Below are 11594 nucleotides of genomic sequence, written 5' to 3' on the forward strand. Positions count from 1 at the left end.
GAACCCCGATGACTCGATCTCGAAAGTTCCGTGCTGCCGCGACCGCCGCCGTCCTGGCGGCCCTGACCGCGAGCGGCGCCGTCGCCACCGCATCCGCCAAGCCGCCGGCCGGCCCCGCGAAGGTCACGGCCTGCGGCGCGTTCTTCGACGACTTCAACTACAGCTCGCGCACCGACCCCAACTTCACCGGCCACGACTGGAGCGTCCGCACCGGCGCCGGCGGCCCCGGCATCGACGGCACCTGGACGGCGGCCAACGTCAGCTTCCCGACGGTCGACGGCCAGAAGTCCCTGCAATTGAAGGCAACCACCAACGGTACGGCCGGCGGGACGACGCAGGCGCAGGTCCAGCAGAACACCGAGCCCTTCTTCGCCGGCACCTACGCGACCCGCTTCAAGTTCAGCGACACCCCGGCCGGCGGCAACGATGGCGACCTGGTCAACCAGACCTTCTACGCGATCTCCCCGCTCGACTACGACTGGGACCCGACGTACTCCGAGCTCGACATCTCGGAGTACCTGCCGAACGGTGGGTGGGGTGAGACCGGGCCGGTCGACTTCATCACCAGCTGGAACACGTACCAGGAGGATCCGTTCGACGGCTGGCGGATCAGCACCGCGCGGCGGTGGAGCCACGCGGGCTGGCACACGCTGGTCGCGACCGTCGGCGACGGACACGTGAAGTACTACATCGACGGCTCGCTGGCCGCGGATCACATCGATGACGGCGACGGCCACACGGTGTACCCGCGGCGGCCGATGACGCTCAACTACAACGAGTGGTTCATCGACCTGACCGGGCACTCCGGCGGCACCAGCACTTACGTCCAGTCGGCCGACTGGGTGTACTACGCCAAGAACGAGGTGCTGACCCCGTCCCAGGCGACCGCCCGGGTGAACTCTTACCGCTCGTCCGGCACGACCCACGCGGACACGATCAGTTGCTGAGACGGCACCGCTGAGCCATGGACAACGCGTGCCGGACTGAGTACGGTCCGTAAACGGCGTCCGCACCACGCCACCCACCGGAGGACCGGTCCGTCCTCCCCTCGGTCGGTGAGGTGCTGCCCGCCAGTAGCTCCTCACTGGTGGATGGGCGAGCGGGTCGCGGCGACAGCCACGGCTCGATGGGGGCCCAGCCACCCAGGTGGGACGACGAGCGGCACTCACTCGTTCGCCGTCCCACCGGTTCAACCTTCACCTGGTGTTCGCGGAGCGGATGTTCGGTATCCGGTCCGGGTGGGCAGACTGACCGGCATCTGATCCCAACCGCCCCTGGGAGCATCCGTGTCCCGACTTGTCCGGCCGACGTTGATCGTCGGCGTAGTACTCGCTCTGCTCGGCTTCGCCAACATCATCGGCACAGCTACTCCGTCGAACGCCGCCACCGCGATCACCGTCAGTACGGCGATCGGCCGCCAGGACGGAACCGTTGCCTCGGTCACCGGCTACGTCGTCGGCCAGCCGACGGCAACCAATACCGTTGTCCGCAGCAACTTCCCGAACAACTACGCGCTGGCGCTGGCCGACTCGGCGACGCAGACCAGCACCTCGTCGATGCTGTACGTCCAGATCACCTCGGGCTTCCGGGCGTCGTACGGACTGCAGAGCAACCCGGGTCTGCTCGGTCAGAAGATCACCGTCACCGGCTCGCTGGGCGCGTACTTCGCGCACCCCGGTCTGACCAACACCACCGCGTTCAGCGGCGGCGGTACGACGGACCCGCCGGGCGACCCGGGCGACTACTACGCCGGCGCCGCGGGCAAGTCGGGAGCCGCGCTGAAGGCCGCGCTGCACACGATCATCTCCAGCCAGACCAAGCTGACCTACGACCAGGTCTGGGACGCGCTCGAGGTCACCGACCAGGACCCGAACAACAGCAACAACGTCATCGAGGTCTACTCCGGCCGCTCGATCGCGAAGAGCAGCGAAGGCGGCGGCGTCGACGACTGGAACCGTGAGCACGTCTGGGCGAAGTCCCACGGCGACTTCGGGACCGCGACCGGCCCCGGCACCGACATCCACCACCTCCGCCCCGAGGACGTCTCGGTGAACTCGGCCCGCGGCAACCTCGACTTCGACAACAGTGGTACGGCGGTCGCCCAGTGCACCGGCTGTACCGCGGACTCCGACTCGTTCGCCCCGCGCCCGGCCGTGCGCGGCGACGTCGCCCGGATGATCTTCTACATGGCGGTCCGGTACGAGGGCGACGACGGGTTCCCGAACCTCGAGGTGAACAACTCGGTCGGCAACGGCACCGCGCCGTACATCGGCAAGCTGACCGTGCTGAAGGCGTGGGCCGCCGCCGACCCGCCGGACGCGTTCGAGCAGCACCGCAACGACGTCATCTACAACCAGTTCCAGCACAACCGGAACCCGTTCATCGACCACCCGGAGTGGATCAGCTCGATCTGGCCGTGAGCCGTGAGCCGTGAGCCGTGAGCCGCGAGCCCGGCTGATGCCGCCGATCCGGCGTCAGCGGGCCCGCGGGCCGCTGCGCAGCGGGCGGTTGAGCAGCTCCTGGATCGCCGTCCGCAACGCGGCCCGATCGGCCACTGTGGACGCTGCCGCCGCTGAGGTGGCGGGCGCCGCCGTCCTTGCCGGCGGTAGCGTGCCCGCGGCGGCGACACCGGTCTGGGCGGCGTGCTGGCCGAGGCGGTTCTGCAACCACTCCTGGAAGCCGGGGTCGGCGATCTTGAAGTGGTGCTCGCCGCCGGAGCGGGTCAGCAGCCCGTTCGACACGAGCTTCTGCGCGGCCTGGTCGAGCTCGAACCGCTTCGGTGACTCGGCCGGTTCGGTCTGCGCCGGCCGGGGGATGCCGGCCGAACCGCGGGCCGCGGCGCGTGCCAGCACCTCCTTCTGGTCGGATGTGCAGGTGAACCAGGCGGCGTCGTACAGCGCCCGGGACTGCTCGTTCACCTGCGCCATCGCGCGGTTCGCGATCTCGGGTGTGATCCCGGTGGCCGAGTCGGTGAGCTCGAGCGCGGCGCCGGCCAGGGTCCGTAGGCGGGTCGGGTTCCCGTTCGAGGCGGCGACGAGGGTGTCGACGGCGTTGTCGTCGTACCGGACTCCCTTGGCCTGCAGCGGGACAGTCAGTGCCGGCCGGAGCTCGGCGTGCGGGATCGGGGTCAGCCGGCGGACTTCGAAGCGGCCCGCTCCGAGCTTCTCGACACCGGCCGCGCCGGCCGACGCGTCGAGCAGCCGTGACTCGGCCTCCTCGCCGCCGGCGCCTACCAGGAACACTGGCTTGCCCAGCTCCTGCAGGTGTCTCGACAGCTCGGTCATCGTGACCAGGTCCCAGTCCGACGCCGCGTCGAGGTTGTCGACCATCAGCACGACCGGCTTGCCGGAGTTGGTGGCCATCGTGGCGAGGTGGGTCGCGACCTCGGTCAGCGTCGTACCGACTGTGTCGGCGCGGAGCCCGACCCAGCGCTTGCGCTGATCGTCCTCCCACGCGCCGTGGACCCCGATCTTCAGCGGCGCCAAGCCGAGCCGGAGCTGTGCGGTGTTCATTGCGCGCTTGGTCTCGATGGCGAGCTTGTTCACCAGCTTGTCGAGCTTCTTGGCGTCGCCGGGGGCGCACCGGTCCGTCATCGACCCCAGCTGCTCCTTGACTGCGCGGTGGAACCGGGCCTCGAGCGCCTCGCTCCGGGAGGCGTCCAGCTTGAAGGCGACCCAGCCCTCCTGGTCGGCCAGCTTCTTCACCCGGCTGAGCTCCTGGCTCGTCCCCATGCCGGGCGGTCCGGTGAACAACACCGATCGGCGGTTGGGACGCCGGACGTCGAGGGAGACCGGGCGCCCGTACTTCTCGTCCTTCCGGTCGATCTGGTGGACGAGGTCGCCGGTCTTGCCGAACACCTGCGTGGCCAGCGAGTAGTTCCCCGCCTCGTGGGCCGGTGCCAACGCGGCCTGTGGGCGGGAGTGCTGGACGGCGACCGGGTACCGCGCCGGCGCCGGCGTCTGGCCGAGTGCGTTGTTGATCCAGTTCTGGAAACCCGGCTCGGGGATCGTGACGGTTTCCTCGTAGTCCCGGAGCAGGCCGCGGGCGACCAGCTCCTGCCGGGCCTGGTCGATCTCCTGCCACTCACCCTCGCCGGCGGCCCGCAGCACGGCCGGCATGTGGAGCCCGTTCGGTCCCTCGGCGGCGACCCGGCCGAGCAGCTTCCGCTGCGCGGTCGTGGTGCCCGCCTGCTGGTCCCAGCGGCTGTCGTAGGTGGTCTCGATCTCGGCCTCGAGCCACACCGCCGCGTTCCGCGCGTCGGCGAGGGTGACGTTCTTGCGCGCACCGGCGTACCCGACGGCGGCGACGCCGAGCTCCCGGAGGCGGCGCAGGTCGCCGTTCGCCGCCTCAAGCAGATGGGTGACGGCCTCCGGCTGGTAGCTGAGGCCGGCCTTGCGAAACGGCTCGGTCAGCGCCGGGCGCAGCTCGGCGTCGGACAGCGGTCGCAGCTCGCGGATGTCGAACTGGTTGGTGACGGTGGTCGCGATCCCGGACATCCGGCGGGACGCCTGCATCAGGGTGGCGGTCGACTTCAGGCCGCCGCCGGCCACCAGCCAGACCGGCTTGCCCATCTTCTCCAGGTGGATGGCCAGCTCGTTCAGCCCGGCGCGGTCCCGCTCCTGCGCGTCGTCGATGTTGTCGACCAGCAGCAGGATCGGCCGGTCCGGCTGGCTCGGGTCGTCCGGGCGGGCCAGCTCACCGAGCCGGTCGGCGAAGTCGATCAGCGTGGTGCCGATGTTGCCGTGCGCGGTCGCGTCCCACTCGCGTTTGTTGACCGCCTCCGCCGGCAGCACCCCACCGCCGAGGCGCACCTCGAACCCCCAACGCCGGTTGGTGCCCCGGTTGGTCAGGTCGTCGACGGTCTTGTTCAGGCCGTGCACCGCGCGCCGGCCGAAGCGTTTCCGGAGCCGCCCCAAGTTCTCCCGGACCGCGTTGGTGAGCTGGTACTCGATCGGCCGGTTCTTGAGCGCCGACACCCGGATCGCGGTCCAGCCCTTCCGCAGCGCCAGGTCCTCGGCGCGGTTCAGCTCGTCGGTCACGCCTGTCCCGGGCGCGCCGACGAAGAGCACCGCCTTGCTCTGCGGCAGCTGGTCGCCGATCGAGGTGGTCCGGCCGAGGCGGTCGGTGCGAATGATCGAGTACTTCGGGTGCCGCTCGGGACCGAAGACCTCGCTCATTGGTTCAGACTGCGGACCGTAACGGTCGCTCACCTGGGCTGGACATGACCGGCCGGTTAACAATCCGCCTCGACCAGTTGAATGAAAACTGGTCTACTGGCGCGGCCCGATCGCGCAGAGATGGGGAGGCGCGCGTGACAGCGTGTCAGGGCACTGCCACGCTCGTTCACATGAGGACCAGACGAGCTTTGACGGTGCGCGCGACGCTGCTCGCGGCAGCGGTCGCGGGCCTGGTGCTGGGGGCGCTGCCGACCGTCGCGCACGCGGATACCGATCCGCGCCTGACGATCACCCAAGTCACCCTGGACCGGACCTCGGTCGCGGTCTCCGGGCTGAACACCTACCCGATCAACGTCACGGTCAAGGGCGGCTACGACTCCGCCGAGCCCGGCGACCAGGACACGGTGCTGAACGTCATCCTCGACCGCGTCGGCGGCACCGGACCGCGCCGGGACATCGTCTCGGCGGCGTTGAAACGGACCAGCGGCACGCTCGCGAACGGTACCTGGACCGGCCGCCTGAACGTGGCCTCGACCGCGAACGGCACCTTCAAGGTCACCGGGGTGATGCGTGGCCCGTACGGCGGTCCGGTCTACGGGACCCCGGTCGACCCGACGCCGTACAGCGGGCAGACGATCACGGTGAAGGGCACGAACCTGCCCCGGATCACGGCAGCGGTGAACCCGCGGATCGTCCCGTTCGGCAAGCCCTACTCGATCACCTGGGCGGTCACCAACACCGCGACCGGCAAGCCGTACGGCTCCCGGATCCCGATCGGCCTCGGCGTCGACACGCCCTGCGCCGAGGGCGGCAGCCCGGTGTTCCGGACCGGCACGAACGGCGTGATCACCAAGGCGTACACGGCGTCCGACGCCGGCGCGCTGAACTGCGCGCAACTGATGACCGACCCGTACTACATCGCCGCTCAGGGGCTGTTCCCGGCGCGGCCCTCGGTGATCGCGGCGGCCCCGTCGCGGACCAGCGCACCGGTCGGCACGATCGTGCCGGTGTACGGAACCTTCGCGAACATGATCGGCTCGTGCCCGATCCAGCTGCAGCGGTTGTACGGCCGGACGCAATGGCGCACAGTCAGCCTTGGAACGGTCCGGCAGTCCGGACGCTTCACCCTCACCGCGCAACCGTCGTACAAAGGCCTGATCCCGTACCGGGCCTACTTCCCGGCCTGCCAACCGTACGTCGCGGCTGTCAGCAAGACGTTCACGATCAAGGGAGTCTGAACCATGAAGGCTCGAATGCTGGCCGGCCTCGTCGTCCTGGGGCTCGGCGTGGTACCGATGACGGCCCAGGCCAGTCCGGACCCGAACCTGCACATCGACTCGGTCACGCTGAACAAGACCGCGGTCGCGGTCAGCGGCCTCAACACCGCCGCGGTCACGGTCACGGTCGTCGGGCGGTTCGGCACCGGCGCGCCGACCGACACGACCCCGGTGCTGGTGAACCTCGAACGGACCGGCGGCTCGGGTCAGCGGTACCTGATCTCGACCAGCCTGCCGCGCAACACCACCACGGGGACCTGGAGCGGCCCGCTGTACGTGCCCTCGTTGGCCAACGGCACCTTCAAGGTGACCGGGGTGATCCACGGCCCGTACTTCCCGGGCAGCGGTGACATGACCGATCCGACGCCGTACGCCGGTCCGTCGCTCGCGGTCACCGGGACGCACATCCCGCGGATCAGCGCGTCGGTGATCCCGAAGGTGGTGCCGTTCGGCGCGCCGTACTCGATCAAGTGGGCGGTCACCGACTCGCAGACCGGCAGGTCGTACGGCAGCCGGCTCCGGGTCGAGCTCGGGAACGACAACATCTGCGCCGAGTACATGGGTCCGGGCTACTCGAACCTGACCGACACCAACGGCATCGTGACCAAGACCTACCGAGCGGCGGACGCGGAGTTCCTCAACTGCCTGCTCCTGCCCGGCAACCCGACGGCGAACGGCGGCCTCGGAGTCTTCGTGGCCCGGCCCGGCGTCGTCACCGCGACGCCGTCGAAGACCAGCGCCACGGTCGGCACGATCGTCCCGGTGAACGGGGTGGTGCAGGGCGCACCGCAGGCCTGCAAGGTGTACCTGCAGCGGCTGTACGGCGCGACGCAGTGGAAGACGGTCAGCCCGGCCGGCCGGATCCGTGCGTACAGCGGGAAGTTCACGCTCAACGCGCAACCGGCGTACCGGGGGCTGATCCCGTACCGGGTCTACTTCCCGCGCTGCTACAACTTCCAGGCCGGTGTCAGCAAGGTGTTCTACATCCGCGGACTGTGAAGCGGTTGGGGTGCGTGGGTTAACCTAGGTTAGGTATTCCTAACTTAGCCCGCCCGAGAGGACCGTGGTCTCTTGACCAGCCCCGCACCCCGCCGTAACCGCGTCTGCAAGCGCGGTGTCGTCCAGCGCACCGAGCGCGTCACCCCGCACATGATCCGGGTCGTGCTGACCTCGGACGACTTCGTGGACAACGACTTCAGCGACCACTATGTGAAGCTGCTGTTCTGCAAGGACGGTGTGGAGTACCCGGAGCCGCTGGACCTGGGTGTGGTCCGGGAGACGTTCCCTGCCGAGCACTGGCCGACCATGCGGACCTACACCGTGCGCTCGTGGGACGCGGAGTCGAAGGAGCTCGCCATCGACTTCGTGCACCACGGTGACGAGGGTGTGGCCGGTCCGTGGGCTGCGTCGGCCCAGCCGGGCGACGTGCTGTGGTTCAACGGCCCCGGTGGTGCCTACACGCCGGACAGCGCGGCTGACTGGCACCTGCTGGTCGGTGACGAGAGTGCCCTGCCGGCGATCAGCTCAGCCGTCGAGCGGCTGCCCGCGGGTGCGCAGGCGACCGTCCTGATCGAGGTGGAGGACGAGACCGAGCAGCAGAAGCTCGGCGACGTCGACGTGACCTGGTTCCACCGCGCGGGCAGCGACGCGGCTCGCGGCGATGGTCTGGTCGCTGCTGTCGAGGCCCTGGACTTCCCCGCCGGTACGCCGGACGTCTTCGTCCACGGCGAGGCCGGGTTCGTCTTCCGGATCCGCAAGAACCTGTTCCAGGACCGCGGCCTGGCCCGCGACCGCGTCTCGCTGTCCGGCTACTGGCGCCTCGGCAAGAACGAGGACGGCTGGCAGGCCGAAAAAGCCGAAACCAACCGCAAGGCCCGCGAAACCGCCACGTCCTGACGCGTCTTACAGGCCGCGAATGGTGAAGGTGCCGCTGATCGATATCTGCCACTGGTAGCACTTCGGGAAGTAGACGCGGTACGGGATCAGACCGCGGTACGCCGGTTGCGCGTTCACCGTGAACCGTCCGCTCTGCCGGACCTTCGCCGTACTCACGCCACGCCACTGGGTCCGGCCGTAGAGCCGCTGCAGCACGACCGGGCAGTTGTACGGCGCCCCGCTCACCGAGCCGTTGACCGGGACGATCGTTCCGACCGGCGCGGCAGGCTTGGACGGAGCGGCCGAGACCAGCCCGAGCCGGGCGACCCCGACCCCGAGTCCGGCGATGTCGATCGGCGCGCCCTGGATCCGCAGACAGTTCACCCCTTGTGCCTGCGACGCGGGATAAGCGTGCGTGACCAGACCGTTCGTGCCGGTGCGGGCGATGATCCCGCCGGCGTCCTCGACGCACTCGTTGTCGTACCCGAGCAGGACCCGGATCCCGCTGCCGTACGCCGCTCCGGTGGTGGCGTCGGTCACCGCCCACGTGATCGAGAACCCCGACCCGACCGTCACCACCGGCGGTATCACCTTCGCGGTGAGCTTCGGCGGGTGCAGACCGGTCACCGCCAGCGCCGGCCCGGCTACCGGCGTCGGATCCACCGGCATCGGCTGGAACTGCCGCCCGAAGTACGATCCCGGCGTCACCCCGTAGACCGTCATCGTCCCGTTCGCCGTCGACGGCACGTTGACCGGCCCGATCCACACACCGTTCTGGATCGTGGTTCCCGCCTGCAGCTTCAGGTCCGTCGAGACCAGGTACGGAAGCGTGCCGACCCCGGCCGTCCGCCGGAACCACACGACCACCGGGATATTCGCATCGAGCGGATCGCTGGAGTCGTAGCTACCAGTGACCGTGACCTGCACCTGCACCGTGTTCAGACCGGACACCGCGACCGACGTACGGTTCAGCGTCACCTTGGTCACGTGCAGCAAGGGATCCGGCGCCGCCTGCGCGGGCGTTGCACCGACGAGCAGAACCCCCACCATCGACGCTGTCATCAGCGCCGTCACAACGCGCCTGCCCAACATCTTTGCAGCGTGGCACCAGCTGCCTGCGGTGCCTAGAGCTGGGGGCGGCGTTCTTCGAGGACGGCGATCAAGGTTGTGGACTGGTTCGTGGGGAGGACCCAGTCCTCGCCGTTGGCCTGGAGGATGACTGCTGGGCCTTCGGTGGGGACGGCCTGGACGTGGATGGGGAACTTGAGGCGTTCGGCGCCGGACAGGGTGAACTCGAAGGTGCCGGTCACCGCGGTCAGGGGATAGGTCCGGTACTGGTGCTCCGAGCGTGGCACCGGGTGCGACTGGATCGTGATGGTCTCGGCGCCGATCAGTACGGCGGCCAACGGCATACCGCGCAGCCGGAACACCAGCTCGTACGGCGTACTCGCCAGCTCGGGCCGGAACGGGACCAGCAGCGCGTGGTTGGCGTACCGCGCCAGCGCGAGACCGCCGACCAGCCCGAGGATGAGCCCCGGCAACGCGAGGATCGCCGGCCACCACACCCCGACGACCAGGGGGAACAGCGTGATCATCAGCCCGGTGAGGCCGCCGTACAGGCCGGCGACCCCCATCCACCAGCGCGGTTGGTAGCGGTGGCGGCGGCGCAGCACCCAACCGAGGACCAGCATCGCGAGTGGTACGACGCATCCAGCCCACGCCCACGCCGGACCGGTCGCAGCGATCGCCGCTACTGCTGCCAGCAGTACTACTGGGATCCCCAGGTAGCTCACGGCCACGATCCGCTGGACCAACTTGTCGCTCACGGGAAAACCCAAGCACATCGCCGCCGAACCACCTACTGTGCGGTGAGTGATCGAGATTCCCGCGAAGCTCCTCCGGAACCACAGCAAGACGCGGCCGGAGTGGCTGGCCGGCTTGCCCGCGACGGCCGCGCGGTACCTCGACGAGTGGCGACTGACCGTCGACGGTGAGCCGATGAGCGGCGAGGCATCGCTCATCCTGCCGGTAGCCCGCCACGACGGCACCCCGGCGATGCTCAAGCTCCAGCTGATCGACGAGGAGAGCGCCGACGAGGCGCTCGCCCTGCGCACCTGGAACCGCGATGACGTGGTCGAGGTGTACGACGACGACCCGGAGACCGCCACCCTCCTGCTCGAGCGCCTGGAGCCGCAGACTCTCGAGGACCTCCCGGACCACGTCGAGGCGACCCGCATCCTCGCCGAGATCCTCACCCACCTGATGGTCGTCCCGGCCCCGCCGGGCATCCGCACGCTCGCGGACCTCGCCAATCAGATGGTGGCCGACGCCCGTGGGCTCCTGCCGGCGGCCCTGACCGACCCGGACGAGCGCCGCGTCGCCGAGCGGTGCCTCGCGCTGACCGCAGATGTCCTCGGCGAGCCCGGTGACCGCCTGCTGCACTGGGACCTGCACTACCTGAACGTGATGGCCGGCCACCGGAAGCCTTGGCTGGTCATCGACCCGAAGCCGCTCGCCGGAGACCCGGCCTTCGACCTCTTCCCGGTGCTGTGGAACCGCTGGGACGACCTGGTCGCGACCGGCGACATCCACCAGGCGATCCGCGACCGGTACGACCTGATGCTCGACGTCACCGGTATCGACCGCCACCGCGCGGACCACTGGACTGCGGCCCGCGTCCTTCAGCAAATCATCTGGTCCACCGAGGACGGTGGCACGCGCCTCGATCCTGAGCTGGTGGCGGTCGCCATGACCCTGTTCTCGTGATTACATGATTACGTGAGTACTCCGACGCTGTACGAGTGGGCCGGCGGGCACGAGGCGCTGCGGCGGCTGACCGAAGTCTTCTACGACAAGGTGCTCGAGGACCCGATTCTGGCACCGGTGTTCGCGCACATGAGCGAGAACCACCGCGAGCACGTGGCGATCTGGCTGGGCGAGGTCTTCCGCGGTCCGACCCGGTACACCGACGAGCTCGGCGGCTACCCGGCGATGCTCGGCCACCACGTCAACCTGGGTCTCACGGAGGAGCAGCGGTCCCGGTGGGCCGCGCTGATCGGGCAGAGCGCCGACCCGGCCGGTCTCCCGGACGACCCGGAGTTCCGCTCGGCGTTCGTCGCGTACATCGAGTGGGGCACCCGGATCGCCCTGGCGAACTCGCAACCCGGCGCGACCCCACCCCCCAAAGCGCCGGTCCCGCACTGGGGCTGGGGCGAGGCTCCCCCATACCTGCCCTGACAGGAGTTGTCGCCCTTCCCGTTGGGTA

The 11594-nt window shown here is 69.4% G+C and carries 10 protein-coding genes; 7 read left to right on the forward strand and 3 right to left on the reverse strand.

What is annotated here, in order from left to right; translation table 11 throughout:
* Window positions 1-8: 8 nt before the first annotated feature.
* Together AB0E69_RS32920 and AB0E69_RS32925 are read left to right on the forward strand one after the other, a co-directional pair.
* Window positions 9-947 (forward strand): glycoside hydrolase family 16 protein, encoded by a 939-nt coding sequence (locus AB0E69_RS32920; RefSeq protein ID WP_360155150.1) that lies wholly within the window; start codon window positions 9-11, stop codon window positions 945-947.
* A 339-nt stretch (window positions 948-1286) separates the two neighbouring features.
* Window positions 1287-2420 (forward strand): endonuclease, encoded by a 1134-nt coding sequence (locus tag AB0E69_RS32925; RefSeq protein WP_360155153.1) that lies wholly within the window; start codon window positions 1287-1289, stop codon window positions 2418-2420.
* 54 nt (window positions 2421-2474) lie between these two features.
* Here the strand turns inward: AB0E69_RS32925 and AB0E69_RS32930 are convergent, their stop codons facing one another.
* The gene (locus AB0E69_RS32930) at window positions 2475-5177 is read right to left on the reverse strand and encodes a hypothetical protein (protein WP_360155156.1); all 2703 of its coding nucleotides are present in this window, start codon (window positions 5175-5177) and stop codon (window positions 2475-2477) included.
* A 170-nt stretch (window positions 5178-5347) separates the two neighbouring features.
* Between AB0E69_RS32930 and AB0E69_RS32935 the strand changes: the two genes are divergently transcribed.
* The 3 genes from AB0E69_RS32935 (at window position 5348) to AB0E69_RS32945 (ending at window position 8350) form a co-directional block, all read left to right on the forward strand.
* Complete coding sequence (locus AB0E69_RS32935; protein WP_360155159.1) at window positions 5348-6415, forward strand: hypothetical protein; 1068 nt, start codon at window positions 5348-5350, stop codon at window positions 6413-6415.
* A gap of 3 nt (window positions 6416-6418) precedes the next feature.
* On the forward strand, window positions 6419-7453 hold the full coding sequence (locus AB0E69_RS32940; protein WP_360155162.1) for a hypothetical protein: 1035 nt from the start codon (window positions 6419-6421) through the stop codon (window positions 7451-7453).
* 72 nt (window positions 7454-7525) lie between these two features.
* On the forward strand, window positions 7526-8350 hold the full coding sequence (locus AB0E69_RS32945) for a siderophore-interacting protein (RefSeq protein ID WP_360155165.1): 825 nt from the start codon (window positions 7526-7528) through the stop codon (window positions 8348-8350).
* A 6-nt stretch (window positions 8351-8356) separates the two neighbouring features.
* Here the strand turns inward: AB0E69_RS32945 and AB0E69_RS32950 are convergent, their stop codons facing one another.
* Together AB0E69_RS32950 and AB0E69_RS32955 are read right to left on the reverse strand one after the other, a co-directional pair.
* Window positions 8357-9421: a hypothetical protein gene (locus AB0E69_RS32950; RefSeq protein ID WP_360155167.1), complete on the reverse strand. Its 1065-nt coding sequence runs from the start codon at window positions 9419-9421 to the stop codon at window positions 8357-8359.
* 32 nt (window positions 9422-9453) lie between these two features.
* Window positions 9454-10155 carry a hypothetical protein gene (locus AB0E69_RS32955; RefSeq protein WP_360155170.1) on the reverse strand — a complete coding sequence of 234 codons (702 nt, stop codon included), beginning with the start codon at window positions 10153-10155 and terminating at the stop codon, window positions 9454-9456.
* Between the two features lie 46 nt (window positions 10156-10201).
* Here AB0E69_RS32955 and AB0E69_RS32960 point away from each other — a divergent pair, with 46 nt between their 5' ends.
* The gene (locus AB0E69_RS32960; RefSeq protein ID WP_360155172.1) at window positions 10202-11095 is read left to right on the forward strand and encodes an aminoglycoside phosphotransferase family protein; all 894 of its coding nucleotides are present in this window, start codon (window positions 10202-10204) and stop codon (window positions 11093-11095) included.
* A gap of 12 nt (window positions 11096-11107) precedes the next feature.
* Window positions 11108-11566: a group II truncated hemoglobin gene (locus AB0E69_RS32965; RefSeq protein WP_360155175.1), complete on the forward strand. Its 459-nt coding sequence runs from the start codon at window positions 11108-11110 to the stop codon at window positions 11564-11566.
* Window positions 11567-11594 lie beyond the last annotated feature (28 nt).

The organism is Kribbella sp. NPDC026611, assembly GCF_040638345.1.
In the GTDB taxonomy this organism is placed as follows: domain Bacteria; phylum Actinomycetota; class Actinomycetes; order Propionibacteriales; family Kribbellaceae; genus Kribbella.

Excerpts from the sequence above, each read along its gene's own strand:
- AB0E69_RS32920 (WP_360155150.1), top strand. The coding sequence starts at position 9 with ATGACTCGATCTCGAAAGTTCCGTGCTGCCGCGACCGCCGCCGTCCTG.
- AB0E69_RS32930 (WP_360155156.1), bottom strand. The coding sequence starts at position 5,177 with ATGAGCGAGGTCTTCGGTCCCGAGCGGCACCCGAAGTACTCGATCATT.
- AB0E69_RS32935 (WP_360155159.1), top strand. The coding sequence starts at position 5,348 with ATGAGGACCAGACGAGCTTTGACGGTGCGCGCGACGCTGCTCGCGGCA.
- AB0E69_RS32940 (WP_360155162.1), top strand. The coding sequence starts at position 6,419 with ATGAAGGCTCGAATGCTGGCCGGCCTCGTCGTCCTGGGGCTCGGCGTG.
- AB0E69_RS32950 (WP_360155167.1), bottom strand. The coding sequence starts at position 9,421 with ATGTTGGGCAGGCGCGTTGTGACGGCGCTGATGACAGCGTCGATGGTG.